The sequence below is a fragment of the Sphingomonas sp. UBA978 genome, assembly GCF_002292295.1.
GTDB lineage: Bacteria > Pseudomonadota > Alphaproteobacteria > Sphingomonadales > Sphingomonadaceae > Sphingomonas.
On sequence record NZ_DBBS01000019.1, the window covers coordinates 17,376 to 43,989 of the forward strand.

27 protein-coding genes and 1 tRNA gene are annotated in these 26,614 nt (G+C 68.5%); 11 read left to right on the forward strand and 17 right to left on the reverse strand.

Features of this window, described 5'->3' with window-relative positions; all coding sequences use genetic code 11:
* Nucleotides 1-72 precede the first annotated feature (72 nt).
* A complete protein-coding gene (locus B2515_RS11520; RefSeq protein ID WP_293876425.1) occupies nucleotides 73-1,842 on the reverse strand; it encodes an ABC transporter transmembrane domain-containing protein in 1,770 nt (589 codons plus the stop codon).
* A gap of 153 nt (nucleotides 1,843-1,995) precedes the next feature.
* Between B2515_RS11520 and B2515_RS11525 the strand changes: the two genes are divergently transcribed.
* A complete protein-coding gene (locus B2515_RS11525; protein WP_293876806.1) occupies nucleotides 1,996-3,228 on the forward strand; it encodes a polyhydroxyalkanoate depolymerase in 1,233 nt (410 codons plus the stop codon).
* 76 nt (nucleotides 3,229-3,304) lie between these two features.
* Here B2515_RS11525 and B2515_RS11530 read toward each other — a convergent pair whose 3' ends face one another.
* The 3 genes from B2515_RS11530 to B2515_RS11540 all read right to left on the reverse strand — a co-directional run bounded on the left by B2515_RS11530 (nucleotide 3,305) and on the right by B2515_RS11540 (nucleotide 5,789).
* Nucleotides 3,305-3,787: a pyridoxamine 5'-phosphate oxidase family protein gene (locus B2515_RS11530; RefSeq protein ID WP_293876427.1), complete on the reverse strand. Its 483-nt coding sequence runs from the start codon at nucleotides 3,785-3,787 to the stop codon at nucleotides 3,305-3,307.
* A 358-nt stretch (nucleotides 3,788-4,145) separates the two neighbouring features.
* Entirely contained in the window at nucleotides 4,146-5,324 is a 1,179-nt protein-coding gene (locus B2515_RS11535; RefSeq protein ID WP_293876429.1) for an acetyl-CoA C-acyltransferase, read from the reverse strand.
* Nucleotides 5,325-5,354: 30 nt separating this feature from the next.
* Nucleotides 5,355-5,789 (reverse strand): MaoC family dehydratase, encoded by a 435-nt coding sequence (locus tag B2515_RS11540; protein WP_293876808.1) that lies wholly within the window; start codon nucleotides 5,787-5,789, stop codon nucleotides 5,355-5,357.
* 182 nt (nucleotides 5,790-5,971) lie between these two features.
* Between B2515_RS11540 and putA the strand changes: the two genes are divergently transcribed.
* Together putA and B2515_RS11550 are read left to right on the forward strand one after the other, a co-directional pair.
* Nucleotides 5,972-8,971: a bifunctional proline dehydrogenase/L-glutamate gamma-semialdehyde dehydrogenase PutA gene (putA, locus tag B2515_RS11545; RefSeq protein ID WP_414711389.1), complete on the forward strand. Its 3,000-nt coding sequence runs from the start codon at nucleotides 5,972-5,974 to the stop codon at nucleotides 8,969-8,971.
* 110 nt (nucleotides 8,972-9,081) lie between these two features.
* On the forward strand, nucleotides 9,082-9,897 hold the full coding sequence (locus B2515_RS11550) for a hypothetical protein (RefSeq protein WP_293876433.1): 816 nt from the start codon (nucleotides 9,082-9,084) through the stop codon (nucleotides 9,895-9,897).
* A 17-nt stretch (nucleotides 9,898-9,914) separates the two neighbouring features.
* Here the strand turns inward: B2515_RS11550 and B2515_RS11555 are convergent, their stop codons facing one another.
* Nucleotides 9,915-11,102, reverse strand: a complete 1,188-nt coding sequence (locus tag B2515_RS11555) for a mechanosensitive ion channel family protein (RefSeq protein WP_293876435.1) — start codon at nucleotides 11,100-11,102, stop codon at nucleotides 9,915-9,917.
* Between the two features lie 11 nt (nucleotides 11,103-11,113).
* Entirely contained in the window at nucleotides 11,114-12,124 is a 1,011-nt protein-coding gene (locus B2515_RS11560; RefSeq protein WP_293876810.1) for a DNA topoisomerase IB, read from the reverse strand.
* Between the two features lie 125 nt (nucleotides 12,125-12,249).
* On the opposite strand from B2515_RS11560, the gene B2515_RS11565 reads away from it, so the two are divergent.
* A complete protein-coding gene (locus B2515_RS11565) occupies nucleotides 12,250-12,816 on the forward strand; it encodes a type 1 glutamine amidotransferase domain-containing protein (protein ID WP_293876437.1) in 567 nt (188 codons plus the stop codon).
* A gap of 11 nt (nucleotides 12,817-12,827) precedes the next feature.
* Here the strand turns inward: B2515_RS11565 and B2515_RS11570 are convergent, their stop codons facing one another.
* The 6 genes from B2515_RS11570 to B2515_RS11595 all read right to left on the reverse strand — a co-directional run bounded on the left by B2515_RS11570 (nucleotide 12,828) and on the right by B2515_RS11595 (nucleotide 16,879).
* Nucleotides 12,828-13,874, reverse strand: coding sequence for an acyltransferase family protein (locus tag B2515_RS11570; RefSeq protein ID WP_293876439.1), 1,047 nt, complete (start codon nucleotides 13,872-13,874; stop codon nucleotides 12,828-12,830).
* A complete protein-coding gene (locus tag B2515_RS11575; protein ID WP_293876441.1) occupies nucleotides 13,871-15,229 on the reverse strand; it encodes a DUF5935 domain-containing protein in 1,359 nt (452 codons plus the stop codon). Before B2515_RS11575 ends, B2515_RS11570 begins: the two co-directional genes overlap by 4 nt.
* The gene (locus tag B2515_RS11580; RefSeq protein WP_293876443.1) at nucleotides 15,222-15,374 is read right to left on the reverse strand and encodes a hypothetical protein; all 153 of its coding nucleotides are present in this window, start codon (nucleotides 15,372-15,374) and stop codon (nucleotides 15,222-15,224) included. The genes B2515_RS11575 and B2515_RS11580 overlap by 8 nt, the downstream gene beginning before the upstream one ends.
* A gap of 83 nt (nucleotides 15,375-15,457) precedes the next feature.
* Entirely contained in the window at nucleotides 15,458-15,781 is a 324-nt protein-coding gene (locus tag B2515_RS11585; RefSeq protein ID WP_293876445.1) for a Rap1a/Tai family immunity protein, read from the reverse strand.
* 26 nt (nucleotides 15,782-15,807) lie between these two features.
* Nucleotides 15,808-16,515 (reverse strand): hypothetical protein, encoded by a 708-nt coding sequence (locus tag B2515_RS11590; RefSeq protein ID WP_293876447.1) that lies wholly within the window; start codon nucleotides 16,513-16,515, stop codon nucleotides 15,808-15,810.
* 52 nt (nucleotides 16,516-16,567) lie between these two features.
* The gene (locus B2515_RS11595; RefSeq protein ID WP_293876449.1) at nucleotides 16,568-16,879 is read right to left on the reverse strand and encodes a hypothetical protein; all 312 of its coding nucleotides are present in this window, start codon (nucleotides 16,877-16,879) and stop codon (nucleotides 16,568-16,570) included.
* Between the two features lie 163 nt (nucleotides 16,880-17,042).
* Here B2515_RS11595 and B2515_RS11600 point away from each other — a divergent pair, with 163 nt between their 5' ends.
* From B2515_RS11600 to B2515_RS11610, 3 genes are all read left to right on the forward strand, one after another.
* Nucleotides 17,043-18,281, forward strand: a complete 1,239-nt coding sequence (locus B2515_RS11600) for a TIGR04063 family PEP-CTERM/XrtA system glycosyltransferase (protein WP_293876451.1) — start codon at nucleotides 17,043-17,045, stop codon at nucleotides 18,279-18,281.
* Complete coding sequence (locus tag B2515_RS11605) at nucleotides 18,254-18,949, forward strand: hypothetical protein (RefSeq protein WP_293876453.1); 696 nt, start codon at nucleotides 18,254-18,256, stop codon at nucleotides 18,947-18,949. Before B2515_RS11600 ends, B2515_RS11605 begins: the two co-directional genes overlap by 28 nt.
* A 96-nt stretch (nucleotides 18,950-19,045) precedes the next feature.
* On the forward strand, nucleotides 19,046-20,617 hold the full coding sequence (locus B2515_RS11610) for a spinster family MFS transporter (protein ID WP_293876455.1): 1,572 nt from the start codon (nucleotides 19,046-19,048) through the stop codon (nucleotides 20,615-20,617).
* A gap of 45 nt (nucleotides 20,618-20,662) precedes the next feature.
* On the opposite strand, the gene B2515_RS11615 is transcribed toward B2515_RS11610, so the two are convergent.
* Both B2515_RS11615 and thpR read right to left on the reverse strand, forming a co-directional pair.
* Nucleotides 20,663-21,199, reverse strand: coding sequence for a superoxide dismutase family protein (locus tag B2515_RS11615; protein ID WP_293876457.1), 537 nt, complete (start codon nucleotides 21,197-21,199; stop codon nucleotides 20,663-20,665).
* Between the two features lie 21 nt (nucleotides 21,200-21,220).
* Complete coding sequence (gene thpR / locus B2515_RS11620) at nucleotides 21,221-21,784, reverse strand: RNA 2',3'-cyclic phosphodiesterase (protein WP_293876459.1); 564 nt, start codon at nucleotides 21,782-21,784, stop codon at nucleotides 21,221-21,223.
* A 134-nt stretch (nucleotides 21,785-21,918) separates the two neighbouring features.
* Between thpR and B2515_RS11625 the strand changes: the two genes are divergently transcribed.
* The 4 genes from B2515_RS11625 to B2515_RS11640 all read left to right on the forward strand — a co-directional run bounded on the left by B2515_RS11625 (nucleotide 21,919) and on the right by B2515_RS11640 (nucleotide 24,729).
* Nucleotides 21,919-22,671 carry a Bax inhibitor-1/YccA family protein gene (locus B2515_RS11625; RefSeq protein WP_293876461.1) on the forward strand — a complete coding sequence of 251 codons (753 nt, stop codon included), beginning with the start codon at nucleotides 21,919-21,921 and terminating at the stop codon, nucleotides 22,669-22,671.
* 117 nt (nucleotides 22,672-22,788) lie between these two features.
* Nucleotides 22,789-23,568: a transglutaminase-like domain-containing protein gene (locus B2515_RS11630; RefSeq protein WP_293876463.1), complete on the forward strand. Its 780-nt coding sequence runs from the start codon at nucleotides 22,789-22,791 to the stop codon at nucleotides 23,566-23,568.
* 67 nt (nucleotides 23,569-23,635) lie between these two features.
* Nucleotides 23,636-23,911 (forward strand): hypothetical protein, encoded by a 276-nt coding sequence (locus tag B2515_RS11635; RefSeq protein WP_293876464.1) that lies wholly within the window; start codon nucleotides 23,636-23,638, stop codon nucleotides 23,909-23,911.
* A 260-nt stretch (nucleotides 23,912-24,171) separates the two neighbouring features.
* Entirely contained in the window at nucleotides 24,172-24,729 is a 558-nt protein-coding gene (locus tag B2515_RS11640) for a hypothetical protein (protein ID WP_293876466.1), read from the forward strand.
* 42 nt (nucleotides 24,730-24,771) lie between these two features.
* Here the strand turns inward: B2515_RS11640 and B2515_RS11645 are convergent, their stop codons facing one another.
* From B2515_RS11645 to B2515_RS11655, 3 genes are all read right to left on the reverse strand, one after another.
* Nucleotides 24,772-25,494 carry an extensin family protein gene (locus B2515_RS11645; protein ID WP_414711390.1) on the reverse strand — a complete coding sequence of 241 codons (723 nt, stop codon included), beginning with the start codon at nucleotides 25,492-25,494 and terminating at the stop codon, nucleotides 24,772-24,774.
* A 15-nt stretch (nucleotides 25,495-25,509) separates the two neighbouring features.
* Nucleotides 25,510-26,256: an NUDIX domain-containing protein gene (locus B2515_RS11650; protein ID WP_293876468.1), complete on the reverse strand. Its 747-nt coding sequence runs from the start codon at nucleotides 26,254-26,256 to the stop codon at nucleotides 25,510-25,512.
* Between the two features lie 64 nt (nucleotides 26,257-26,320).
* Nucleotides 26,321-26,396: transfer RNA gene (locus tag B2515_RS11655), tRNA-Ala, on the reverse strand.
* Nucleotides 26,397-26,614 lie beyond the last annotated feature (218 nt).

The following is a 26,614-nucleotide window of genomic DNA, read 5'->3' on the forward strand; positions in this document are numbered from 1 at the left end:
TGGCGGAAGGGGGATCAAGCCCGTGGCCGCCGCGCCACCCACCCTTCCATCGTTCGCGGATCGGGGCGGGGCTTACGCCGCTGCGCTGAACTGCAGGCTCGCCAGCCGCGCATAGAGGCCGCGGTGGCCGATGAGGCTGGCGTGGGTGCCTTCCTCGACGATGCGGCCCTGGTCCATGACGACGATCCGTCCCGCGGCGCGCACGGTGGCGAGGCGATGCGCGATGACCAGCGTCGTGCGATTCTCCATCAGCCGTTCCAGCGCCTGCTGGACCAGCCGCTCGCTTTCCGCATCGAGCGCGCTGGTCGCCTCGTCGAGCAGCAGGATCGGCGCATCGCGCAGCAAGGCGCGTGCGATCGTCACCCGCTGGCGCTGGCCGCCCGACAGGCGCGCACCGCCTTCGCCGAGATTGGTGTCGAGCCCCTGCGGCAGCGCGCGCAGGAAGTCGGCGGCATTGGCGGCCTCGGCGGCGGCCCAGAGTTCGTCGTCGCTCGCCTCCCACTGGCCGTAGCGCAGATTGTCGCGGGCGGATGCGCCGAAGATCACCGTATCCTGCGGCACCATCGCGATCTGCGCGCGCACCGCGGCGGGATCGGCCTCGCGCAGGTCGACGCCGTCGAGCAGGACGCGGCCCGCGGCGGGATCGTAGAACCGCTCGGCGAGCTGGAACAGCGTCGACTTGCCCGCGCCCGAGGGGCCGACGACCGCCACCGTCTCGCCGGTCCGCACCGCGAGCGAGAAGCCGTCGAGCGCCGCCACCTCCGGCCGGGTCGGATAGTGGAAGCGCACATCGTCGAACGTCAGCGCGCCGCTGACCGGGACGGGTAGCGGGATCGGCGCGGCCGGGCGCGTGATCTCGGGCTGTTCGGCGAGCAGCTCGGCAAGGCGGCTGGCCGCACCGGCGCCGCGCAGCAGGTCGCCATAGACCTCGGTCAGCGCGCCGAACGCGCCCGCGACGATACCGCCGGTCAGCACGAAGGCGGCGATCGCGCCGCCGCTGATCCGCCCGGCGGCGACATCGGTCGCGCCCTCCCACAGCACCAGCGTGATCGACCCGAAGATCAGGAAGATCATGATCGCGGTCATGAACGCCCGCAGCGCGATGCGCGTCTTGGCGGCGGCGAAGGTCGCGTCGACGGCGGTGTGGAAGCGCTGCGCCTCGCGCGGCTCCTGCCCGAACGCCTGGACGATCTTCATCGCCCCCAACGTCTCGGTGACGAGCGAACCGACGTCGGCGACGCGATCCTGCGAGGTGCGCGACAGGTTGCGGATGCGCCGGCCGAGGATCGTCACCGGCAGGATGATGAGCGGGATGCCGAGCAGCAGCATGCCCGCGAGCTTGGGCGACAGCGCGAACAGATAGATCATGCCGCCCACCCCGGTGAAGGTGTTGCGCAGCGCGATGCTGACCGTGCTGCCGACGACGCTCTCGATCAGCGCGGTGTCCGAGGTCAGGCGCGAGGCGATCTCCGACGGGCGATTCTCCTCGAAGAAGCGCGGCGTCAGGCCGAGCAGATGCGCCTGCACCCGCGTGCGGATGTCGGCGACGACGCGCTCGCCGAGCCACGACACGAAATAGAAGCGGATCGCGGTCGCCACCGCGAGCACCGCGACGATCATCAGCAGGTAGTGGAAGGAGGAGGCCACCGTCTCGCCACCGCCCGGCGCGAAGCCGCGGTCGATCACGCGCTTGAATCCGTAGGGAATACCGATCGTCGCGGCGGAGGTGGTCGCCAGCGCGGCGAGCGCGATGGCGAGGTGCCGCGGATAGGCGAACACGCGCTCCACCACGAGGCGAAGGTCGCCGAGACGACGATTGCTGGGTACGGGAGGTTTGGCCATCGCCGATGCGCCTAGCAGGCGGGGGAGGCCGGCTCAACGCCGGGCGGGGACGGGGCAGGGGTCCTGTCGGCCGTCTCGGGCGTTCAGACCGATTGAACGGGGCGTGATTTGCGTTACGACCCTTGCAACCTATCTGATGTAAAGATGCGAACCATGCTCTACGACGCCTATGAAATGCAGCGCTCCATGCTCGCCGGGGCGAGCGCGATGGCCACGTTCGGGGCCGACTGGCTGCGCAATCCCGCCAACCCCTGGTCCTATGCCGGCGGCGGCCAGATCGTCAGCTCCGCGCTGGAAGTGTTCGCCCACGCCTCGGCGACTCGCGGCAAGCCGGCGTTCGGCCTGACCCATACGACGGTCGACGGGCGCGAGGTCGCGGTGCACGAGGAGATCGTGCTGCAGAAGCCGTTCGGCCAGCTCAAGCGCTTCCGCCGCGACGGGGTCGAGGGCGGTCCGAAGCTGCTGATCGTCGCGCCGATGTCGGGTCATTTCGCGACGCTGCTGCGCGGCACGGTCGAGCGCATGCTGCCGAGCGCGGACGTATACATCACCGACTGGCGCGATGCGAAGCTGGTGCCGCTGTCGGACGGGGGTTTCGACCTCGACGATTATATCGATTATCTGATCGCGTTCATGGAGGCGATCGGCCCCAACGAGGGGCAGGGCGGCGCGCACATGCTCGCGGTCTGCCAGCCGTCGGTGCCCTGCTATGCCGCGGTGGCGCTGATGAGCGCGGACCGGCACCCCTGCCGCCCGCGGACGCTGACGATGATGGGCGGCCCGGTCGATACGCGCGAGGCGCCGACCGCGGTCAACACGCTGGCGACCGAGCGGCCGCATGCCTGGTTCGAACAGAATGTCGTGGTCAAGGTGCCGGCGATGTATCCGGGTGCGGGGCGCAAGGTCTATCCGGGCTTCCTGCAGCTCGCCGGTTTTATGTCGATGAATCTCGGCAACCACATGATGTCGCATTGGGAGATGTTCAAACATCTGGTGCAGGGCGACGGCGAGAGCGCGGACGCGACCAAGAATTTCTATGAGGAATATCGCTCGGTCTGCGACATGACCGCCGAATTCTATCTCCAGACGGTCGATCTGGTCTTCCAGACGCATGCCCTGCCCAGGGGCGAGATGATGCATCGCGGCCGTCGCGTCGATCCCGCCGCGATCACCGATGTCGCCGTGCTGGCGATCGAGGGCGAGCGCGACGATATTTCGGGCCTCGGGCAGACGAAGGCGGCGTTGACGCTGGCGACGAACCTGCCGGACGACAAGAAGCGGTATCTGATGGCGGAAGGCGCCGGCCATTACGGCATCTTCAATGGCTCGAAGTGGCGCAACCACGTCGCCCCCGTGGTCGAGGAATGGATGGCGGCGAACGCCTGACACCAGAAGAGCGGCACCTGACGGCGCCGCCCTTCCGTTTGCTCAAAGGGGCGGCGCGAACCGCCCCTTTTTCGTGTCAGGCGACCGAGTCGACCACCGCATGGCTGCTCGATTCGTCACCGCGGATGGTGCCGCCGAACAGCATCTTGACGCGACCCGAGATCGATATGTCGGTTTCCCACAGCTCGGCACTGTCGATGTCGAAACGCAGCAGCGTCAGGTTGGGATCGTCCTTGCCGTTCGGGAACCAGGCATCGACCTGGTTATTCCACAGCTTGTCGATCTGCGCGCGGTCGTCGTCCTGGCTGACGGTGCCGGCGAGGCAGGCGAAGAAATCGTGCCCCTTGCCGACGAACTGCGCCATCGCGTCGCCGCCCTTGGCGATGCGATTGTCCCTGCCGGCGAAGAAGAACAGCGTATTGGGCTGATCGTCGTCGATCTGCGCGGTCATCGGTTCGGAATGGCCGCCGTCATGCAGGCCGATCATCACGAACGGGCTGGATTTCAGTTTGTCGAGGAACTTGGCGGCGATTTCCTGTGGGCTGTCGTGATCGGCCATGCATCGTCTCCTGTGCGGGTGTTGGCGGGAGAACGAGCGCGATGGGGGTTGGTTGCGCGATGGGGCCGCATCGGTCACGATCATCGACGGCGGCAATCCCGCCGTCACCACAAGGAGGATACCGCAATGACGGTGGCCGACTTGTGCCAGATCCTGGGCGTCATCATCGCCTTTGCGGCTCTGACCGTGAAGATCGTCGATAGTCGCAACAGGTAAGGCACACGGGCGGGGTTCGGGCTGCAACTCGAACCCCAAACGTTTTGGGCCCCGACCGCTGCAACGGTCGAGGCCCATACAAGGAGGACACCAATGACAATGTCCGCCGTCTAAATATCCCCGAACGGGGTGAAGTTCAAGTTTACAGCACCTCGAACAGCCCGGCCGCGCCCATGCCGCCGCCGATGCACATCGTGACGACGACGTACTTCGCGCCGCGCCGCTTGCCCTCGATCAGCGCGTGGCCGGTCATGCGGGCGCCGGACATGCCATAGGGGTGGCCGATCGAGATGGCGCCGCCGTTGACGTTGAGCAGTTCGTCGGGGATGCCGAGCGTGTCGCGGCAATAGAGGACCTGGACCGCAAACGCCTCGTTCAGCTCCCACAGGCCGATGTCGTTCATCGTCAGGCCGTTCTTCTCGAGCAGTTTCGGGATCGCGAAGACCGGGCCGATGCCCATCTCGTCGGGCTTGGTGCCGGCGACCGCCATGCCGACGTAGCGACCGAGCGGGGTGAGGCCGCGCGCCGCCGCGACGCTTTCCTCCATCAGTACCGAGGCGGAGGCGCCGTCCGACAGCTGGCTGGCGTTGCCCGCGGTGATGACGCCGTCCGGACCGACGACGGGCTGCAGCGCCTGCAGGCCTTCCAGCGTGGTGTCGGCGCGATTGCCTTCGTCCTTCGACAGGGTGACGTCCTTGGTGCTGACCTCCTTGGTCGCCTTGTCGACGACGTTCATCGTCGCCGCCATCGGCACGATCTCGTCGTCGAACTTGCCCGCGGCCTGTGCGGCGGCGGTGCGCTGCTGCGACTGGAGGCCATAGGCGTCCTGCACGTCGCGACCGATGCCGTAGCGCTTCGCCACCGTCTCGGCGGTCTGGAGCATTGGCATGTAGATGTCGTTGTGCATCGCGATCAGCTGCTTGTCGGGGGCGACGCGCATCTGCGGGGTCTGGACCATGCTGATGCTCTCGACGCCGCCGCCGATCGCGATGTCCATGCCGTCGACGATGATCTGCTTGGCCGCGGTGGCGATCGCCATCAGGCCGCTGGCGCACTGGCGGTCGAGCGACATGCCCGATACCGAGGTCGGCAGACCGGCGCGCAGCGCGACCTGGCGCGCGATATTGCCCGCCTGATGTCCCTGCTGGAGCGCGGCGCCGAAGACGACGTCCTCGACCTCCGCCCCCTCGATCCCGGCGCGCTTGACGGCATGTTCGATGGCATGCGCGCCGAGCGCCTGCGGCGTCGTGTTGTTGAAGGCGCCGCGGTAGGCGCGGCCGATCGGGGTGCGGGCGGTGGAGACGATGACGGCGGAGCGCATGGTGGTTTCTCTCGGCTGATGATGGGGTGGTTAGACGAAGATCTGGCTTATCCATTCGGCGATCATCGCGGGCTTCGGCTGCCCTTCGATCTCGACGGTGAATGCGTTGGTCTGCTGGAACTGGCCGGGGCGCTTCTCGTCGAATTCGAGCAGTTTGAAGCGTCCGCGCACTTTGCTGCCGGAGCGGACGGGCGTGAGGAAGCGGACTTTGTTGCCGCCGTAATTGACGCCCATCTTCACGCCGTCGAGACGGGGCGCGTCCGGCACCTTCGACGCGAGCAGCGGCATCAGCGACAGGGTGAGGAAGCCGTGCGCGATCGTGCCGCCGAACGGCGTCTGCGCGGCGGCGACGGGATCGAGATGGATGAACTGGTGATCGCCGGTCGCCTCGGCGAACAGGTCGATCATCGCCTGCGTCACCTCGACCCAGTCGGAGACGGTTTCGGTGCCGATCCTGGCCTTCATCTCGTCGATGGTGATCGTCGCCACGCGTTTCTCTCCTTGGCCTCTGGTCCCGGCTTTTGGCGCCTGCCGTTTGGCGCTAGACGCGGGCCATTCTGTAGGCGCGGGAGGGTGTTCCTCGCAAGCCTCGACCGACCGAAAGCTTGAACATGTCCTCTGCCGTAACGTCTGCCGCCCGTAAATCCATGGCACAACTGTATCGCGCCAGCGAACCCGATGTTCTAAAATCGCTGCTGGACCGCGCATCCACGTCGCCCGACTCGCGTCAGCGGATCATGGGCCATGCGTCGGGGCTGCTGGCGGACCTGCGCGCGGCGCAGAACCGCGGCTGGGTGAACCAGTTCCTGCAGGAATATCGGCTCAACTCGTCGGAGGGCGTCGCGCTGCTCAGCCTTGCCGAGGCGTTCCTGCGCGTGCCCGACCCGGAGACGGCGGACCTGCTGATCGCCGACAAGCTGGGCGATGCCGACTGGCGCGCGCATGCCGGGCGGTCGAACAGCAAGCTGGTCAACAGCGCGACCTGGGGCCTCGTCGTCGGGCGCGTGCTGGTCGGCGAGGGGCCGTCGGGGCCGCTGCGTCGCCTCATCGGCCGCGCCGGCGAGCCGTTCGTGCGGCAGGCGGTGGGCGCGGCGATGAAGATGATGGGCGAGATCTTCGTGATGGGCCGCACCATCGACGAGGCGATGCGGCGGATGAAACGCGGCGAGAACAAGGGCTTCACCGCCAGCTTCGACATGCTCGGCGAAGCGGCGCGGACGTTCGACGACGCGGAGCGCTATTTCCAGGCCTATGTCGGCGCGATCGACGCGGTCGGCAGCGATCCCGCCGCGGGGCATTCGGTATCGGTCAAGCTGTCGGCGCTGCACCCGCGCTACGAGGTGGCGCGGTGGAGCGAGTGCGTGCCGGCGCTGACCGAGATGCTGGAGGCGCTGGCGGTGCAGGCGGCGGCGAAGAACATCGCGCTGACCGTCGATGCGGAGGAGTCCGAGCGGCTGGAGATGAGCCTCGACATCATCGGCGCGGTCGCGGCGCTGCCGTCGCTGAAGGGCTGGGACGGGTTCGGCATGGCGGTGCAGGCCTATGGCAAGCGGGCGCGGCCGGTGGTCGCCTGGGCGAACGGGCTGGACCGGGTGATGAACGTCCGGCTGGTCAAGGGCGCCTATTGGGACAGCGAGATCAAGCGGACGCAGGTCGAGGGGCTGGACGATTATCCGCTGTTCACACGCAAGGCGGCGACCGACGTATCCTATCTGGCAGTGGCGAAGGACATGCTGGCGGCGGAGAATATCCGCCCCGCCTTCGCCAGCCACAATGCGCTGACGGTGGCGACGATCCTGGAATGGGCGGGGAATGCGCGCGATTTCGAATTCCAGCGGCTGCACGGCATGGGCGACGGCCTGTACGAGCGGCTGGTGCGCGAGAACGGCTATCATTGCCGCATCTATGCGCCGGTCGGGGGGCATCGCGACCTGCTCGCCTATCTGGTGCGGCGCCTGCTGGAGAATGGCGCCAATTCGAGCTTCGTCCACCAGCTGGCGGATGCGCGGCTGAGCGAGGACGAGATCCTTGCAGACCCGGTGGCGAAGATCGCTGCGGTCGGCGGCACGCGGCATCCCAGCATTCCGTTGCCCAAGGATCTGTTCGCGCCGGGGCATCGCAATTCGCGCGGGCTGGACCTGAGCGATGTCGCGACGCTGGAGGCCGCGGTGGCGGCGGTCAAAAAGCCCCTCCCCTTCAGGGGAGAGGTTGGGGTGGGGGAGTCACGTGGTACAGGTCTCGGTGAGACCTCCACCACCCCCAACCCCTCCCCTGAAGGGGAGGGGCTAGTCAGGGCCGCCGTCACCCGCGCGCATGCCGCCTTTCCCGCCTGGTCGGCGACGCCGGTGGACGAGCGTGCCGCCTGCCTCGAACGGCTCGCCGACCTGCTCGAGGAGAATCGCGACCGGCTGATGGCGATCTGCGTGCAGGAGGCGTTCAAGACGATCCCCGATGCGATCGGCGAGGTGCGCGAGGCGGCCGATTTCTGTCGCTATTATGCGGGCGAGGCGCGGGCGCGGTTGCGGCCGGTCGAGCTGCCCGGGCCGACCGGCGAGCGCAACATGTTGCATATCGAGGGCCGCGGCGTGTGGGCGACGATCGCTCCGTGGAATTTCCCGCTGGCGATCTTCCTCGGCCAGACGGTCGCGGCGCTGGTCGCGGGCAATTGCGTCGTCGCCAAGCCGGCACCGCAGACGCCCGCAATCGCGCGCTTCGCGGTCGAGCTGGCGCATCGCGCGGGCGTGCCGGCGGATGCGCTGGTGCTGGTGACCGGCGGGCCGGAGGCCGGCGCGGCGCTGACCGCCGATGTGCGCGTCGCGGGCGTCGCCTTCACCGGATCGACCGCGACCGCCAAGCGGATCGCGCGGACGTTGGTGGAGGACGACGATCGCCCGATCGTGCCGCTGATCGCGGAGACGGGCGGGATCAACACGATGATCGTCGATTCGACCGCGCTGCCCGAACAGGTGGTGGCGGACGTCGTCACCTCCTCGTTCCGCTCGGCGGGACAGCGCTGTTCGGCGCTGCGGCTGCTGCTCGTGCAGGAGGATGTCGCGGACACCGTCATCCACATGCTGACCGGTGCGATGGAGACGCTGCGCCTCGGCGATCCGGCCGATCCGGCCACCGACGTGGGACCAGTGATCGACCAACCGTCATACGACAAGCTGATGGCCTATCGCACAACCGTCACGGACCGGACGCTCAAGACGCTCGACGCTCCGGCCGACGGGCTGTTCGTGCCGCCGACACTGGTCCAGCTCGATGCTATCGAGGACCTGGATCGCGAATGGTTCGGGCCGATCCTGCACGTCGCGACCTGGGAAGCGGGCAAGCTCGCCGATACGATCGCCCGGGTCAACGCCAAGGGCTATGGCCTGACGATGGGCTTGCACAGCCGCATCGCGCGCGCGGCCGAGGTGACCGAAGCGGCTGCGGCGGTCGGCAACCTCTACATCAACCGCTCGATGATCGGCGCGGTGGTCGGATCGCAGCCGTTCGGCGGAGAGGGACTGTCGGGAACCGGACCCAAGGCGGGTGGACCGCATTACCTCTACCGCTTCTGCGCGGAACGGGCCGTGTCGGTCGACACGACCTCCGCCGGCGGCAATGCGACATTGCTGAGCCTCGACGAAGGGGGGATCTAGGCGGGCCGCCCATGCCGTCGGTAAACCGATGGTCGCCGTAGCGCTGCCGACTTGTGCATGTCATCGCATGGGTGGAAGACGGGCGGCATGGACGGCGAAACGGGGGAAGCATGACGGTCTTGCAGGGGTTTGCCTTGGCAGCTCTGGTATCGCAACAGGCGGTGCCGCCCGTGCCGTCCCAACCTTCGTCCGCGGTCGCCCACCAGCAACGCCTTGCGCAAGCCGCCAAAATCGGTGGGCTGCTATATCTGTACGATCGCGCGGCATGGGTGAGCTCGGATGCCCTGGCGGCCAAGGTGACCAAGGATCAGCTCACCGGCATCGGCGGTTATGTGGTCGAACCGATCGACGGGCAGGGGCTTCGGGTAACGTATTTTCGCGGTAAGGGCGTGGATGCGCGTGCCTTTTTCCATGCGGACGTTCGAGACGGCAAGGTGGTCGACAGTGATCTGACGGTGACGCCAACACCGCTGACGCCGGCGCAGTCTTTGTTGGCGAGAGCGCGTGAGAATGCGGCTGCGGCGGCAGTGAGGCTCGGTTACAAGCCTTGCACTGCCGCTCCGTTCAACACGGTCGTTCTTCCGTCACCTAACGGCGGCCCGAGCATCGTCTACTTGCTGTCGGCGCAACTGGACTTGCGATCTTACCCGATTGGCGGAAATTATCGCGTGATCGTCGGCGCTGACGGCGCGATAGTGGCGAACCGGCCCTATAGCGTTGCATGCCTTAACGTTGAAATTCCCAGCCTCCCCCCAAAAGCCAAACCGGTTGGCGTCATCGTCAATCATCTGCTCGACCCCGTACCAACCGAAATCCATGTGTTCGCGTCTTATAACCTCCGTATGCCCGTGTTCGTCGGAACGCCGGACAGGCAAATCTGGAAGGTCGCCGGCCAGACGATCACACCAGCGGACGTCAAGCGATGACGCACGGCTGATCGGCGCTACGCCGATGCCGTTTGCCCCTCCACCGGCACGGCGTACGGCATCACCAGCGTGCCGTCGGGCGCGGCGGTGTAGGTGGTCTGCGTGGGATAGGGGATGACGATCCCTTCGGCGGCGAAGCGGGTCATGATGCCCACCATGATGCGGTCGCGCATCGGGTGGGCGGTGGCCCAGTCGTCGCCGGGGATGTCGAACTGGAGCGCGAAGTCGAGACTGGAGGCGCCGAACGTCTCGAAGCCGCTGCGCGCGACCTTGCCGCCTTCGGCCTCGACGATCTCGCGGAGCAGCGCGGGGATGCGGGCGAGCGTGTCGGGCGGGGTTTCGTAGGCGGCGCCGATCGTGAAGCTAATGCGGATATGGTCGCGGACGCTGGTGTTCTGGATTTCCTTGTCGAGCAGCTGCTTGTTGCTGATGACGCGCAGCTCGCCGGTGAAGGCGCGGATGCGGGTGCTCTTGAGGCCGATCGATTCGATGACGCCGCTGGTGGTGCCGTAGCTGATCTTGTCGCCGCGGCGGAACGGGCGGTCGAAGATGATCGCGAGCGCGGCGAACAGGTCGCCGAAAATTCCCTGCGCTGCCAGACCGATAGCGATGCCGCCGACGCCGAGGCCGGCGATGAGGCCATTGACGTTGACTCCCAGGTTGTCGAGCACGACGACGAGGGCGATCGCGAACAGCGCGACGGTGACGAGGAGGCGGATGAGGCCCATCGCCGACAGCAGCGCCTCGCCGCTGTAATGTTCGCTGCTGGTGCGGTGCTCGATCGCGCCGAGGATCAGCTCGCGCGCCCAGATCGCTGCTTGGAACACCGAGGCGACGGTCCACAGGAAGTCGACCGTGGTCGACACCTGGCTGGGCGCGCCGGCGTACCCCACGACCAGCTTCGCGGCGAGCATGACGATGAAGAAATTGCTGGTGCGGGTGATCGCACGGCCGACGATCGTCCCCCAGCCGCGCCGGGCGAGCTCGCCCGTGCCGAGCGGCGTGTCGCACAGCCGGTTGCCGAGCCGGCGCAGGCCGTGCAGCGCGATGACGATGACCGCGCCGACCGCGAAGGCGATCAGGATTTGCAGCCAGTGCGTGTGCAGCCACAGCTCGCTGGCAACGTAGAGATCGGACACCTGATCCTGGACGTTGTCGGCATCGAAGATCGGCGCCCGGGCGGCGGTGGTAGTGCTATTGGCCATGGATACTCTTTTCAGGCGGCTGCCTTCAGATCGGGCAGGGTCGCGGGCGTTCCGGCTTCGAGGAACGCGATGAGGCCGCGTTCGGCGCGGCTGAGATAGCGGGCGGAGCGCGGCAGGCGCAGCGCCTTGCGGAAGGTGCTCTGCCCCTTTTTGACGAGGGCGATGAGCGCGGGGTGGACGTAGCTTTTGCGCGCGATCGCGGGCGTGTTGCCGAGGCGGGCGACGACCGGCTCCAGCATCGCCTTGAGGCTGAGGTCCGCCTCGGCGCTGGCCAGCGCCTCGAATGCGGTGACGCTGGCGCCCCAGGTGCGGAAATGCTTGGCGGTGAAGTCGCCGCCGCCGGCGCGGCGGATATAGTCGTTGACGTCCGACGAGGTCACCGGGTGCGCCGTGCCGTCGTCGTCGACCCAGGCGAAGAGATGCTGCTCGTCGAGATCCTGCATCTTGCGGACGGTGGCGGCGAGGCGTTTGTCGGTGACCTTCATGTCCCGTTCCTTGCCGGACTTGCCCGTGTAGCGGAGCTTGAGCGTGTCGCCGCGGACGCTGCCGTGATCCTTGCGCAGCGTGGTCGCGCCATAGCTCTTGTTCGCCTCGGCATAGGCTTCGTTGCCGACGCGGATATGGCCGATGTCGAGCAGGCGCACGACCGCAGCGACCGCACGGTCCTTGCCGAGGCCGCGTGCGGTCAGGTCGTCGTCCACCTGTTTGCGGATCTTTGGCAGGCAATGGCCGAAATCGGCGCATTTCTCGTATTTCGCCGCCTCCTGCGCCTCGCGGAAGCCGGTGTGGTAGCGATATTGCTTGCGACCCTTCTCGTCCCAGCCGATCGCCTGGATATGGCCGTTGGCGCGGGGACAGAACCAGGCGTCGCGATAGGCGGGGGGCAGGCCGACCGCGTTGAGGCGGTCGATCTCGTCGCGGTCGGTGATGCGGTCGCCGTCGGGGGCATAATAGGCCCAGCCGTTGCGGACCTTCCGGCGGGTGATGCCCGGTTTCGAATCGTCGCAATAGGTAATCCGCATTGCCACCCGGCGCATCCTTTCAGCAGGTTATCGGAAATGCGCAGGACCGACGGTGTGTTCCGGGAACGGGCGGGTCGATGCGGGGGTTAAGGCCCGGCATTCCCCAATCACAGGAGTTACTCGTCATGGCCGACCTCGCCCAAGCCCGCGTGCTGATGATCGCGACCGACGGTTTCGAGCAGGACGAATTGTTCAAGCCGCGGCAGGCGCTGATCGACGCGGGCGCGACGGTGACGCTGGCGTCGATCGCGACCGATCCGATCCAGGGTGTCGTCAACGACAGCGAGAAGGGCGAGAGCATCACGCCCGAGCTGACGCTGGAGGACGTCGATACCGACGATTACGACGCGCTGGTGCTGCCGGGCGGCGTCGGCAATCCCGACAAGATGCGGCTGGAGGAGCGGGCGATCGAGATCGTCACCGAATTCATGGAGGACGACAAGATCGTCGCCGCGATCTGCCACGCGCCGTGGCTGCTGGTCGAGGCGGACGTGGTCGACGGCCGGCGCGTGACCAGCTGGCCGTCGGTGCGCACCGATCTGGAGAATGCCGGCGCGGACGTGGTGGACGAGGCGGTCGTGGTCGACGGCAACCTCATCACCAGCCGCAAGCCCGACGATATCCCCGCCTTCAACGCGGCGATCATCGCGGCGCTGGAAGAGGAACTGGCCGAAGAGACCGAGGACGCCTGAGCCCATCGGCCCTAGGCGGCCGGTACGAACCGGCGGCGGATCGACAGCGCGTTGATCCGCCGCTGCGCCGGGCGCTCGACCAGATGGTAGAGCGCGACGGAGGCGGTGAGCACCAGCGCCAGATAGCCGGCGATCAGCCATGTCGGGAGCATGGCGGCGTCGAGCGGGAGGCGGAACGCCTTCCACAGCAGAAAATGCGACAGATAGGTCGCGTAGCTGATGTCCCCCAGATAATGGATCGCGCGCCCTTCCAGCGGGTGGCCACGGCGGCCCGCGGTATGCGCCAGCGTCAGCAGCAGCCCGGCGAAGGTGGCGGGCGCGGCGAGCGTTTCGGGCGCGCCGAGCGCCCATGCGGCGGCGGTCGCGGCGGTCGCGAGCCCGGGGATCGCGATGCTGCCGTGCGCCCTTGTTCGCAGGAACAGCGCGGCGAGGATCGTGCCGGTCGCGAATTCGCACAGGCAGCGGATCAGGCCGTAGCGGGGAATGTCCGTGCCGAGCGAGGGCGCGCCCTGCATCGCGCCGTGCAGTGCGAGCAGGATTGCGGCGGCGATGCCGACCAGCGCGGGCGTCGGCAGGCGGCGCCAGTCGACCGCCACGACCAGCAGCGGGAAGAGCAGATAGGCGGCGAGTTCGCAGCTGATCGACCAGGACGGATCGTTCCAGCGCAGCGCGTCGGTGAACCCCCAGTTCTGGATCAGCAGCAGGTGGAGCGGCAGCTCTGCGAATGGAAATGCCGGATCGTCGCGGCCGGTGGCGCGCAACAGCAGCGCGAGCGCGACGCCGAAGCCGAGCATCACCGCATGCAGCGGCCAGATGCGCGCGATCCGCTTTTGCAGGAAGCGCCACGACGCGCCCGGCGTGCGCAGGCGATCGTGCCACGTCAGCCAGATGACGAAGCCGGACAGCAGGAAGAAGAAATCGACCGCGAGATAGCCCCGGGCGAGCAGCGCCTCGATACCGGCGGGCAGGCCGGCGATCGCGCCGCGGATATGGTAGAGGACGACCAGCCATGCCGCGATCCCGCGGACGCTGGTGAGGGCGCGCAGCTCGCCGGTCACGCCGCGAGCGCCGCTGCGGGCCTCGGCTTGCGCATCGGCACCTTCGCCGTTTCGGCGCGGCGGCGGGCGAGGTAGGAATCGAGGCCGATCTGCGCACCGATCAGCATGTAGACGAACGGCTGGAAGGCGATGGCGATGAAGGCGGCGCCGAGCAGATAGACCAGATGCGCCGTCTGCAACGCCGCGGCCAAGGGTCCGGCCCAGCCAAATTCGCCCTCCGCATCGCGATAGCGGCGGCGCAGCACCTCCATGCGGACCAGGCCGATCAGGCTGATCGCGAGCCAGAGCACGAGGCCGGGATAGCCCTGTTCGCCGAGCATCTCGAAATAGGCGCTGTGATAGCCGCGCGCCTTGTCGGTCACCGCCTGATCGGCGACCGCGGGAGCGGGGCCGGCGCCGTCGGCACGCTTGATCTCATAGCGGATGCGGTTGCCGCGATACGCCTCGAACCCGCCACCGAAGGGATGCGCCCGGGCATAGTCGATCGTCCATTGCCAGACGGCGAGCCGGGTCGAGGCGGATTCGTCGGCGTCGTGGCTCTTGATCGTGCTCATCCGGTCGGTGAAGCTCGCCGGCAGGAAGGGGATGCTGGTCAATGCCACCGCGCCGATCATCGTCAAATAGAGCAGTTTGCGCTTCGCGTTGCGCAGCGACAGCAGCGCGACGAGGAGGATGCAGAGCAGGCCGGTGCGGGTCGAGGTGCCGATCGGGATCAGCAGGCAGGCGAAGATCAGGCACAGGCAGAAGCCCTTCACCTTCCAGTCCGGGCGGAAGATCGTGCCGTAGCGCATGAACCAGGCGATCAGCGGCACGATCGCGATCGCAACGGTGGAGATGGTGCTGCCCTCGTACAGGCCCGAATTGTTGTTCACCATCAGGTCGAGCTGGCCATAGCCGCCGCCGCCCGCCGCGGTCTTGATGCCGCCGACGATGATGATCGACGCGGCGGACAGGATCATGAACAGGAGCAGCGCCTCGATCCGCAGGCGCGTGCGCAGCGTCAGCGGCAGGAAGGCGGCGAAGGCGAGGCATTTCCACACCCAGTCCCATTTGTCCTTCGCATCGAGCGGGAAGTCGGCGCCTGCCGTCGTCGCCCAGCAATAGAGGAGGAGGACGACGATCAGCCCCTGCCGGGGGGTGAAGCGGCTGTCCGACTTGGCGTCCATCAGCAGCCAGCCACCGACCGCCAGCGCGACCGCGATCAGCGAGATCGGCACGGTGTTGAGCAGGATGTAGGTCAGCCGCTGCGGCGAGACGATGTCGATATAGACATAGGCGAGCACGAGGATGAACGGCCGGCGCAGCCCCATCCCGAAGATCGCGGCGAGGAAGGCGACGAAGACGAGGTCACGCACCGGGCGGCGGGTCCTGCGGCCGCGTCCGCGCGCGCCAGTGGCGCGGCGGCGGCGCTTCGGAATCGAGATCGGGGCGCCGGAGCAGCAGCCAGGCGGCGAGCAGCATCAGCCCGTGGGTGAGGCCCAGCGACAGATTGTCGATCATGGTGTCGCCGCTCCTTTCCCGCGCCGCCATAGGCGGGGAGGGGTTGATGCGGCGTTAAGTGCGTGGGTGGCGCGCCGGCGGGGTCATTTGCGCCGGCACGGGAAGGCGGCGCGCAGCGCGTCGCGGACGACGAAGGCGGGCGCGCCGGTTGCCTTGTTCCCGCGCTTGCGCAGGTATTTGCGCACGCCCGCGACCATGTCGTTGGTCGAGAGGCGGGTGGCGGCGGGGCAGATCTGGCGCGTCTGCGACAGCGTGTCGAAGGCGCCGACGATATAGCCGGTGCAGAAATTGGGGGCGGGATCGTCGTCCTTGCCGCGGCATTGCTCGACGAGCTGCGGCGTGGTCAGCGAACTCACCACCACCGGTCGGTCCGCCGCGGCGAGCAGGGCGAGCAACAACGGCATCATCGCGGGAATCCTTATTTCTGGCGGTCTCAGCCGCTGGCGGCGGCGAGATAGGGCAGCAGGCGGACGCGCGGGAAGACGTCGTCGAGCGGCCGCGTGTCGGGCAGGACGTAGACGATGCCGCCCTTGCGGCGGAACAGCGGGCTCAGCGTGCCCGCGTAGAAGCGCGTGGCGACGTTGATGCAGCCGAAGGTGATGCGATTGTCGTCCGGCGAGGGCGACAGCAGCCGCGCGACCCGGCGTTCCTTTGGATGGGTGGTGATGACCGCATGCAGCGCGACCGAATTGGCGTAATCGACCCAGAGCACGCGCTGACGACCGAAGGCGCGTCCGAACTTCGCGACGAAGCGGCCCGCGGGTGTCGTCCGCTCGGCCGGTCCGATCTCCGACAGGTCCTTGGCCCCGACGCCCGGGGACGAATCGTCGCCGACGCCGACGCCGAGCAGGATCGGGACCTCGCCGCGCAACGCGCCGGTCGCATCGAACAGGAACAGTGTCGCGGCCTGCTTGTCGACGACCGCATAGGGCAGGCCGGCATTGTCCTGCGCCGCGGCGATCCAGGCGATCATCCGGCTGGCGGCCTCCGATCGCGGCATCATCGGCGGCACCGGCGGTGGCGCGTCGGCAATCCTGGCGGCCGGCTTGCGGGTGCGCGGCGCCGCCGATGCCGCGGGCGGCACGAGCAGCGCGAGCGCGAACGCCGCGTGGCAGGCGATGCGGAACGGCCCCGCGAACATCTTTGTCCTGTTCAGCGGAGCCGTCCGTTCGTGCTGGCGTGCGGTCAGGCGATCAGCCGCGCGGCTTGCGCTGGCGCTGCTGCGCCTGCTGCTGCAGCTGCTGCTCCAGCCCGTCGACGCGGCCGTTGATCTGGTCGATGCGCTGGCCGTTCTGCTGCGCCTGGCCGGCGGCGGCCTGCGCCTGGGCGAGCGCCTGTCCCGACGTACCCTCGACGGTGCGCAGGCGCCCGTCCATGCCGTCGATCCGGGTGTTCACGGTCGCGATCTGGTCGCGGACGAAGCCCTTGGTGGCGCACCCGCCGAGGACGGTCGAGCCGGCGAGGATCATCGCGACAGCGGCATATCTGGGAAACGTGGAACGCATATACTTACCTCCGAAATCAGGTCGCGCCAGTCAGCGCAGCGCTGGAACGCCTGACAATCGATATAAGTCGAAACGTGTGCGTAACGCGGTGGAGACGCCCGGTTTCGTCGCGGGGCGATGCGGTTGACGGCCTATTAAGCGGCGGCGTGCGAAGGCATACGGCATGCGCATCCTCCATGTCCTCGACCACGGACTGCCGCTGCAGAGCGGCTATACCTTCCGCACCCGTGCGATCCTGAAGGCGCAGGAACAGCGCGGCTGGCAGGTCGCGGCGGTCACCGGGCCGCGGTATCATGCGGATCGCGGCGACGCGGTCGAATCGATCGACGGCCTCACCTTCCACCGCACCCGCGCGGCGCGGCGCGGCGGGGTGGTCGGCGAACTCGCCGGCATCGCGGCGTTCGCGCGGCGCATCGACGCGGCGGTCGAATCGTTCCGGCCCGATATTCTGCACGCGCATTCGCCGGTGCTCGACGCACTGGCGGCGCTGCGGGTGGCGCGGCGGCGCGGTCTGCCGCTGGTCTATGAAATCCGGGCGTTCTGGGAGGATGCGGCGGTCGGCAACGGCACGGGGCGCGAGGGATCGGCGAAATATCGCGCGACGCGGGCGCTGGAGGGCTGGGCGGTGCGGCGCGCCGATGCGGTGGCGGTGATCTGCGACGGGCTGCGCGGCGATCTGGTCGCGCGCGGGGTGGCGGCGGACAAGATCGTGGTGTCGCCCAATGGCGTCGACCTCACGCTGTTCGGCGAACCGGTGGCGCGCGATGCCGAGCTCGCGCGCGAGCTCGGGCTGGAGGATTGCGAGACGATCGGCTTCATCGGCAGCTTCTACGATTACGAGGGACTCGACGATCTGATCGCGGCGATGCCGGCGCTGGTCGCGGCGCGGCCCAGGGCACGGCTGCTGCTGGTCGGCGGCGGGCCGATGGAGGCGGCGTTGCGGGCGCAGGCGGCGGCATCGCCGGTGGCGGATGCGATCCGCTTCGTCGGACGCGTGCCGCATACCGCGGTGGAGCGTTATTATGCGCTGGTCGACATCCTCGCCTATCCGCGCAAGGCGATGCGGCTGACCGAGCTGGTCACGCCGCTGAAACCGCTGGAGGCGATGGCGCAGGGCAAGCTGGTCGCGGCATCGGACGTCGGCGGCCATCGCGAGCTGATCCGCGACGGCGAGACGGGGACGCTGTTCCGCGCCGACGATCCGGATGCGATCGCGACGGCGCTGGCGGGCCTGCTCGCCGACCGTAGCGGCTGGGAGGCGCGGCGGGCGCGGGGGCGGGCGTTCGTCGCGGCGGAGCGTAACTGGTCGTCAAACATTTGTCGTTACGAACCAATTTACCAGCGGCTGATGGCAGCCGCGACAGTGGATGGATCATGGCAGCGTTCACCAGCCGGAATTTGACCCTTTCCCGGGCGCCCGCATGGATCGCACCGGGCGGCGCGATCATGGCGGGGCTTGCCGCCGCGGCGCTGTTCCTGTTGCTGCCGCAGACGCTGCTGGAGGATTGGGTATGGCAGAGCGGATTGCCCGGCCTGATCGCGGTGGCGGAACCGCCGCTCGGCACGACCGCGCGGGCGGTGCTGGCGCTGGGCGCGGGGGCGCTCGCTGCGGCGGTGAGCTGGTCGGCGCTGTTCCTGCTGGTCGGTCCCGACGGCCTGTTCGCGCCGCGGCCGGTCGCGCAGGAGGGCGTGCCGGTGCTGCGCCGCGCCGATGCGCATCCCGATGCGCCCGCGCGCAAGCCGCTGTCCGCCGCCGACCTCGGCGCGCCGATGCCGCCGGCGCAGGACCCCGCGCAGGACGATGCCGATTCGTCGCCGGTGCTGGTGGTGCAGGCGATCCCGGCCGACCTCGACATGCCGCTCGCCGCCTTCCATCCCGAGGCGCTGCCGGCGGTGCCGCGCGAGCCGGTGCGTCCGGTCGCATCGTTGCGCCCGGTCGCGCTGGTCGATGGCGAGCGGATCGCCAGCGTCGAACTGCCGCGCGCGCCGACCGAAGCGGCCAGCGCGCCCTCGATCGAATCGCTGCTGCGGCGGCTGGAGCAGAGCACGCGGCGGCCGCTGCGTGCCTGATCGGCCAGCAACACTTTAGAATATCGGGTATCGTTTTCGGGCTTACCGCCCCATCCGCCGTCTGTTAGCCTCCCGCAAAACAGAACGGAGAGGTTGATGGCGCACCCCGCCCCGCAAGGTCTGGCCGCGGACGAGCAACAGGCGTCGCGCTACGCCTGGTACGTGCTCGGCATCCTGTTCCTCGTCTACGTGCTCAATTTCATCGACCGGCAGGTGATCTCGATCCTGGCGGAGGACATCAAGCGCGACCTCAACCTGAAGGACGAGGATCTCGGCTTCCTGTACGGGACCGCGTTCGGCGTCTTCTATGCCCTGTTCGGCATTCCGCTCGGGCGGCTGGCGGACAGCTGGCACCGGGTGCGGCTGATGACGGTGGGGCTGGCGCTATGGTCGTCGATGACCGCCTTGTCGGGCTTCTCGCGCACCGGCGGGCAACTGGCGGCAGCGCGGATCGGCGTCGGGATCGGCGAGGCGACGGCGAGCCCGTCCGCCTATTCGCTGATCTCCGACTATTTTCCCAAGCGGCTGCGCGCGACCGCGCTGTCGATCTATTCTGCCGGCCTGTACGTCGGCGGCGGCGTGTCGCTGTTCATCGGCGGGCTGATCGTGCAGGGCTGGAACAAGGCCTATCCGGGTGGCGGGCCGATGGGGCTGGTCGGCTGGCAGGCGGCGTTCCTGGCGGTCGGCCTGCCGGGATTGCTCGTCGCGATCTGGATCGCGACGCTGCGCGAGCCGATCCGCGGGATGGTCGAGGGGCTGCCCGAGCCGGAAAAGCATCCCGCGCCGTTCCGCGCCTTCTTTCAGGAATTGCTGACGATCATCCCGCCGCTGACGCTGATCGGCGCGGCGCGGGGCGGCACGCGGGCGCTGCTGATAAACCTGACCGGGCTGGCCGCGGTCGTCGCGGTGGTGACGCTGCTGATCGGACTGGGCGAGCCGAAGCCGCAATGGTTCGCGGTCGGCATCGGCGTCTATGCGGTCTTTTCCTGGGCCTGCGCGCTGAAGCGGCGCGATCCCGCCACCTTCGCGCTGATCGTCGGCACGCCGGCGTTCCTGTGCACGGTGGTCGCCTATGGCCTCAATTCCTTCCTCAGCTATGCGGCGAGCTTCTGGGGCGCGCCCTATGTGCTGCGCGAACTGGGCGAGACGCCGGCGCGCGCCGGGCTGCTGCTGGGTAGCAGCGGGGCGCTGGCGGGGTTTCTGGGGCTGACGATCGGTGGCGTCGTCGCCGACCGCTTGCGGCGGACCGATCCCGCCGGGCGGCTGATCGTCGTGATCTTTGGCGCGACGGTGCCGGTGCCGTTCCTGATCGGCGCGTTCACTGCGAGCAGCGTTTGGGTCTTCTACCCCTGCCTGTTCCTGTCGGGCCTGACCGCGAGCGGCGCGCTGGGATCGGCGGCGGCGACGACGCAGGACCTCGTGCTGCCACGAATGCGCGGCACGGCGACCGCGACCTTCTTCATCGGCACGACGCTGATGGGGCTGGCGATGGGGCCGTATCTGGCGGGGCGGATCTCGACGCTGTCGGGCAGCCTGTCGGTCGGCATGCTGTCGCTGCTGGCGGTGATGCCGATCACGCTCGGCTGCGCGATCGCGGCCTACAAGCTGGTGCCCAAGGCGGAGGCATCGCGCGAGGCGCGGGCGCGCGCCGCGGGCGAGGTGATCTGAGAGAATGCCCGTACTCCCGCCCGATGCGGGAGCACGGGCGGGTAATCAGGCGGGTGCGAACACGCCGCAGGCAATGCGGCCGCCGCTGTTGCCGGCGGGATCGGACATCAGGTCGTCGGGACCGGCATGGACGACGATCGCGGCGCCGTCGGCATCGAGCAGCCCGGCCATGGTCGCGCCCGGGACGGTGGCGCCCAGCGTGCCGCGGCCGTCCGAGCCGATCGTCAGATTGGGCAGGTCGCCCTCATGCGGACCTTGCGGGTTCATGCTGCCGTGCTTCATCGTCGTCGGGTTCCAGTGGCCGCCCGCGGTGGTGAAGTCCGGGCCGTCGCAGCGCCCGGTGGTGTGGATGTGCGCGCCGTGGATACCGGCGGGCAGGCCCTTGACGTCGAGTGTGTAGCGGATGCCGCCGGCGACCTCGGTCGCGGTGGCGCGGCCGACGTCCTGACCGGTGCCGGTCCTGAGCATCGCGGTCGCGCGTGCGCCGCCGGCGGTGGGCGAACCGACCGCCACCTCCTCCGATTTCGTACAGGCGGCGAGCGCCAGCGTGGACAGGCCGGCGAGGACGAGGATGGCGCGCATGATTCTTCTCCCTGAAGTGCGTTACGAACCCGGCACGGGTACTGCCGGTTCCAGCGGCCAGCGCGCCACCGGTTCGTAGGCGGCGCCCGACCGGCCGAGGTGGCTGTGATAGAGCATCAGGTGCGGCATCGGGAAGGCGGCGCTGGCAAGGCCGGCGTGGACCGCGAGCCAGCCCTCGATCTCGGGCGCCATGCCGGCGCTGCGCGACAGGCGGGCGAGGGTGACGTGCGGCAGATAGGCCCGGCGTTCGGGCGGCAGGCCGGCGCGGATACAGGCCTGGTCGACCTTGCGGGCGAGGTGGCGGAGCGCATCGTGCGGTGCGAGGCCGGCCCAGAGCGTGTCGGTCCGCCCCTTGTGTTCGAAGCGGCCGACACCGGCGATGCACACCATCGGCGCCTCGGCATGCACGGCGGCGAGCGCGGCGGCGACATCCTCGGCCTGCGGGCGGTCGACCTCGCCGATGAAGCGCAAGGTGCAGTGCAATTGCGCGTCGTCCTGCCAGCGGGCGGCCGGCACGCCGCCCATCGCCGCGATCAGTTGCTGCCGGATCGAAGGCGGTGGACGCAGGGCGACGAACAGGCGCATGGCGGGTGGAGCATCCTTGTGTAATGTTCTGTTGCCACGGAACGGAAGCCTGCCCGGTTTCGCTTGAAAACCGACAAGCGCAAGCCGATATTTCGAGGAACCGACATCAGGTCGGCAAAGGAGTTCTGGATACCATGGCTAACTGGTCTGACCCCCGGCCGGGCGCCGCGCCGTTCGGGGCCGCGCGCACCGACACGGCACGCAGCGGCGCGTACGACGCGGGTCTGCGCTCGTACATGCTGTCGGTCTACAATTACATGGGCTCGGGCGTGCTGCTCACCGGCATCGTCGCGTTGCTGTTCGCCTGGGGCGGCGCCTCGTCGCCGGCGGCGCAGGTGTTCATGGGCGGCGGCATCCTCCGCTACGTGCTGATGTTCGCGCCGCTTGGCGTCGTATTCGCGATGAGCTTCGGCCAGGGGCGGATGAAGACGTCGACGCTGCAGCTGCTGTTCTGGGCGTTCGCCGTCCTGATGGGCCTGTCGCTGTCGACCATCTTCCTCGTCTATAGCGGGACGTCGATCGCAGGTGCGTTCTTCGCCACCGCTGCGGGCTTCGCGGGCCTCAGCCTGTACGGCTATACGACGAAGAAGGACCTGTCGGCATTCGGCACGTTCCTCATCATCGGCCTCGTCGGGCTGATCGTCGCCAGCCTCATCAACCTGTTCCTGCAGTCGGGCGTGATGCAGCTGGTCATCAGCGCGGTCGGCGTGCTGATCTTCGCGGGCCTCACCGCCTATGATACGCAGCGCACGAAGAGCCTGTATTTCGAGGTGGCGGGGACGGACATGGTCGGCAAGGCCGTCATCATGTCGGCGCTGTCGCTCTATCTCGACTTCATCAACATGTTCCTGTTCGTCCTCCGTCTGTTCGGCGCATCGCGCGACTGATACCCGGAACCGAACGTTACGTGACGGGGAGCCCGGTGGCCGATGCCGCCGGGCTCTTTGTTTTTGCCCGCGTCTGCCCGTTACCCCATCGCTCCTCTCCCCAAGGAATTGACGCTTATGCGGCTCTCGATCGCCGTCGATCTCGACTATGCCATCATCGGTCCGCCCGCCGACGTGCTGATGCAGATCGAGGTCGCGGCGATGCCCGACCAGCGGATCGAGGCCGAGGCGCTGAACATCTGGAGCGACAATCCGATCGCGGCGGTCCGCGGCGAGGACGGCATCGGCCAGCGCTGCTGGATCCGCGCCGAGAACTGGCTGAAGGCCGAATATCGCGCCACCGTCGCGGTGGCACGCGAGGGCGTCGATCTGGCGGCGCTGGGCGCGACGCCGGCGCGGGCGCTGGACGGGGCGCTGGTGCCCTATCTGCTGCCGAGCCGCTATTGTCAGTCGGACCGGCTGGAGGGCTTCGTCCGGCGCGAATTCGGCGCGTTGCAGGGCGGGGCGCTGGCGGCGGCACTGACCGACTGGGTGGCCGACGCGCTCGATTACCGGGCGAATACGAGTAGCGGCGAGACGACCGCGCTCGACACCTTCGCCAGCCGGGCGGGCGTGTGCCGCGACTATGCGCATCTGCTGGTCGCGCTGGCACGGGCGGGCGAGATTCCGGGGCGCTGCGTCGCCGCTTATGCACCCGGCGTCGATCCCCCCGATTTCCACGCGGTGGCGGAGCTGTGGCTGGACGGCGCGTGGCGGCTGGTCGATGCGACGCGGATGGCGCCGGCGGAATCGATCGCGCGGGTGTGCGTCGGCCGCGATGCGACCGACATCGCGTTCATGACGGTGTTCGGCAACGCGCAGTTCGTCCGGCAGGAGGTGCGGGTGACGCAGCTATGATCGGCGGGGGCAGGAACGGAAACGATACAGCAATCGTTCTGCCCCTGTAATCACAGGAGGGTGCACTATGACCGGTATCGACGAAAAGGCGCTGGACAGCCTGTCGGTCGCGCCGACCGACGGCGATCAGGAGCGCAATCCGCGCCAGGACGCCGGCCAGGACAAGTCGATCAACAAGCGTCTAGAAAAGAACCCGGAAAGTTCCGACGCGCGGCTCGACGTCGGGCTGGACGAATCGATGGATGCCAGCGATCCGCCCTCGTCGACGCAGCCCGTGCACAATCACGGGCCGGCGCCGTCGTCCGGCTATGACGAGGATGCCGAGCGCGCGCGCCAGAAGTAAGGTCCGGATGGACGATGGCAGGCGGCGGTCCCTTCGCGGGGGCCGCCGTCTTCATGTGCGGGGCTTAGCACATTGTTGCGTAACTGTCTCACCCGGCGACGTTTGCGACCGGAACCGTTCGGTTCGTCGCAACGCTTGTTGCAGCGCAGCAGCTTTCGTGATGCTTTCGTGACCATCGCGGGACCACGGCGTTAAGGCGGCTGTTAACCATCTTGTGCCATGGTCCCGACGGTGTTCACTGGCGGGGCGGGGTAACGAGCATGGGTGCCAAGATGAGACCGGCCGAGGGCGCGATGACGCTGGCCGAAATGAAGGAATTCGCGAGCTTTCCGAGTGCGACGCAGCGCTACATCCGGCGCAGCCTCGACATCGGTCTCGACCGCGACGATGCCATGGCGCGCTGGTCGCGCGACGTCGTCGAGGCGGCGAGCATCCGGGCGCAGGCGCGGCTGTATCGCGCGCTCCCGGACCTGCGCCAGTTGGTGCCGGACGATGCCGACCTCGCCGCGGTCGAGCCGTTCCTCGCGCCGCTCGTCACGCTCGTCGGTTTCGATCTGGGGCAGGGGCGGCTGACCAGCTTCTCGGCGTTCCGCTTCCTTTATGAACGGCTGATCGGAGCGGAATCGCGCCCGTGGCTGCCGAGCGCATTCTGCGCGGCGGCGGCGCTGCCGCATCTCCATCCCGAATTGCGGCGCAAGCTGCTGCAGTCGATCAGCGAGGCCGCGGCGACCGCATCGGGCTGGTCGAACCGCCAGCCGGCGTTCTTCCCGCATTGGGTGGAGAAGGTCGACAGCGGATCGGCGGCGCTGCCGAACTGATCCCGGCGGACTGACCCGGCGAACTGGCTCGATCGGGGCGGATCAGCGGCAGGCGCGCCAGCCCATGCTGCCGCGGTTCGCCTGGTCGAGGTGCAGATGATCGCGGTGCGCCGCGTTGTAATCGGGCGACAGCGTCGTCGCGAACAGCGTGCAGGCGCCGTCGCGCACTTCGCGGAGGAAGGCGGCCTTCGCCGCGTCGCCGCGCCAGTCGCCGACCACCGTGACCCGCGTCCCGTCCGTGAGGCGGAAGCCGGCGATATCGACCGCATCGGCGGTGGAATGCTCGCTCCAGCTGCCGGCATCGCGGCCGTAGATGCGGCGGCACGCATAGCTGCCGAAATGGTCGATCGCGACGACGCGGCTGCCGAAATGGCGTTGCGCGGCGGGTTGCACCACGTCCCATTCCCACATCGCCAGCGCCGCCGCGACCGGACAGGCGATGCCGAGGCCGGCCGGGCGGAAATCGATGCGTCGCGACCCGCCTTCGGTGAAGCGGACGGCATCGGCATAGCCGCATTGTCCGCCGTCGCGCCGTTCCGGCAGGGCGGTGTAGCGCACGCCGGCTTGGTCGAGCAGCGCGCGGCATTGCGGGAAATCCCCGGTCAGCGCGGTGAGCTTGCGCCCGGTGAACATGCCGACCGGTTCGCTGAGGTTGAGCGGCGTCCATGGCAAATCCTGCGGGCGCCCCTTTGCGAACGCCCATAGCAGGAACGCCGCCGCGCCGATCGTCAACAGGGCCGCGATCCAGCCGATCGTCCGCCGCAGCGCCCGCACCGCCGGTCAGCCGCGCATCGCTGCGTGCATCGGCTCGGCGGTGACGGGATAGCCGAGATCGTCGGGGATGCAGAGATGGGGCGTCCCCGCGCGATCCTCGGTGAAGGGCGTGATGACACGCACCGGATGCGCCAGCGCCTGCGCGACCGCCGCGTCATAGCCCGCGAACAGCGCCAGCCGTTCGAGATTGCGGCGGGTGGGGTAGATGATCGTCGCCCGCCCCGCGTCGGCCTCGGCGAGCAGGTCGGCCGCGGTCGTCCAGGTGAGGCGGACGTTCTCGGTCGCATCGACGGTCGCCTCCACCTCGTCCGGCGCGCGGGCGAGAAAGAACAACGTGTCGAAGATGCGCATAGGAGCATGGGCGGGCAGCCAGCGGGCGAACGGCACCAGCCGGTCGAGATCGAGCGCGATGCCCTCGTCCGCGAGGATCGCGCCGAACGCGTCGCCGGCGTGCAGGCGCGCGCGCATCGCGGCGAGGCGATCCGGTGCGGGCGGTGGCGACAGGCCGACGGCGACGCCGGCCTCCTCGATCGTCTCGCGGATCGCGGCGATCCGGGCCGCGCCGTCCGCGCCTGCTCCCGCCGCTTCGGCGAGCGCATGGTCGCCGGGATCGATCCGCCCGCCCGGAAACACCATCGCGCCGCCGGCGAACGCCATCGCCTTGGCACGCTCGACCATCAGCAAGTGCGGCGGGCCGTCGGCGCGGTCACGGAACAGGACGAGGGTGGCGGCGGGGATCGGTGGGTTGGCCATGGCCTGCTGTAACGCGCATCGGCGTGGTTGGTAGCAGCGGATCGTCGGCCATGTCGCGGGGTGGTGGTGGAGCTGAGGGGAATCGAACCCCTGACCTCTGCAGTGCGATTGCAGCGCTCTCCCATCTGAGCTACAGCCCCGCACCCCGACCGGGCCATGCCCGGGAGCGTCGCCATTAGCGGGCTCGCGAAACGGATGCAACAGGGCGCGCTTCTTGCCGCGCGAATTTCTCCTGCGACGGAACGCCCGCCCCGTGCGGTGCAAAGTCGTTGCGATTGCTCAACAATCGGAACGAAGCGAGGGTTTGTCCTTTGTTAGCGCAGGAGCAGGGGCGTGCGAACAACGACGCGCCCCGCAC

Bases quoted from the DNA above. Each gene is read 5' to 3' on its own strand.
- B2515_RS11560 (WP_293876810.1), bottom strand. From the start codon at position 12,124: ATGCGGATTACCTATTGCGACGATTCGAAACCGGGCATCACCCGCCGG.
- B2515_RS11640 (WP_293876466.1), top strand. From the start codon at position 24,172: ATGGGTGCCAAGATGAGACCGGCCGAGGGCGCGATGACGCTGGCCGAA.
- B2515_RS11625 (WP_293876461.1), top strand. From the start codon at position 21,919: ATGGCTAACTGGTCTGACCCCCGGCCGGGCGCCGCGCCGTTCGGGGCC.
- B2515_RS11535 (WP_293876429.1), bottom strand. From the start codon at position 5,324: ATGCGCTCCGCCGTCATCGTCTCCACCGCCCGCACCCCGATCGGCCGC.
- B2515_RS11555 (WP_293876435.1), bottom strand. From the start codon at position 11,102: ATGGCCAATAGCACTACCACCGCCGCCCGGGCGCCGATCTTCGATGCC.
- B2515_RS11565 (WP_293876437.1), top strand. From the start codon at position 12,250: ATGGCCGACCTCGCCCAAGCCCGCGTGCTGATGATCGCGACCGACGGT.
- B2515_RS11600 (WP_293876451.1), top strand. From the start codon at position 17,043: ATGCGCATCCTCCATGTCCTCGACCACGGACTGCCGCTGCAGAGCGGC.
- B2515_RS11530 (WP_293876427.1), bottom strand. From the start codon at position 3,787: ATGGCCGATCACGACAGCCCACAGGAAATCGCCGCCAAGTTCCTCGAC.
- B2515_RS11520 (WP_293876425.1), bottom strand. From the start codon at position 1,842: ATGGCCAAACCTCCCGTACCCAGCAATCGTCGTCTCGGCGACCTTCGC.
- B2515_RS11615 (WP_293876457.1), bottom strand. From the start codon at position 21,199: ATGCGCGCCATCCTCGTCCTCGCCGGCCTGTCCACGCTGGCGCTCGCC.
- B2515_RS11630 (WP_293876463.1), top strand. From the start codon at position 22,789: ATGCGGCTCTCGATCGCCGTCGATCTCGACTATGCCATCATCGGTCCG.
- B2515_RS11540 (WP_293876808.1), bottom strand. From the start codon at position 5,789: ATGAAGGCCAGGATCGGCACCGAAACCGTCTCCGACTGGGTCGAGGTG.
- B2515_RS11585 (WP_293876445.1), bottom strand. From the start codon at position 15,781: ATGATGCCGTTGTTGCTCGCCCTGCTCGCCGCGGCGGACCGACCGGTG.
- B2515_RS11650 (WP_293876468.1), bottom strand. From the start codon at position 26,256: ATGGCCAACCCACCGATCCCCGCCGCCACCCTCGTCCTGTTCCGTGAC.
- B2515_RS11595 (WP_293876449.1), bottom strand. From the start codon at position 16,879: ATGCGTTCCACGTTTCCCAGATATGCCGCTGTCGCGATGATCCTCGCC.
- B2515_RS11605 (WP_293876453.1), top strand. From the start codon at position 18,254: ATGGCAGCGTTCACCAGCCGGAATTTGACCCTTTCCCGGGCGCCCGCA.
- thpR (WP_293876459.1), bottom strand. From the start codon at position 21,784: ATGCGCCTGTTCGTCGCCCTGCGTCCACCGCCTTCGATCCGGCAGCAA.
- B2515_RS11550 (WP_293876433.1), top strand. From the start codon at position 9,082: ATGACGGTCTTGCAGGGGTTTGCCTTGGCAGCTCTGGTATCGCAACAG.
- B2515_RS11590 (WP_293876447.1), bottom strand. From the start codon at position 16,515: ATGTTCGCGGGGCCGTTCCGCATCGCCTGCCACGCGGCGTTCGCGCTC.
- B2515_RS11635 (WP_293876464.1), top strand. From the start codon at position 23,636: ATGACCGGTATCGACGAAAAGGCGCTGGACAGCCTGTCGGTCGCGCCG.
- putA (WP_414711389.1), top strand. From the start codon at position 5,972: ATGGCACAACTGTATCGCGCCAGCGAACCCGATGTTCTAAAATCGCTG.
- B2515_RS11580 (WP_293876443.1), bottom strand. From the start codon at position 15,374: ATGATCGACAATCTGTCGCTGGGCCTCACCCACGGGCTGATGCTGCTC.
- B2515_RS11610 (WP_293876455.1), top strand. From the start codon at position 19,046: ATGGCGCACCCCGCCCCGCAAGGTCTGGCCGCGGACGAGCAACAGGCG.
- B2515_RS11525 (WP_293876806.1), top strand. From the start codon at position 1,996: ATGCTCTACGACGCCTATGAAATGCAGCGCTCCATGCTCGCCGGGGCG.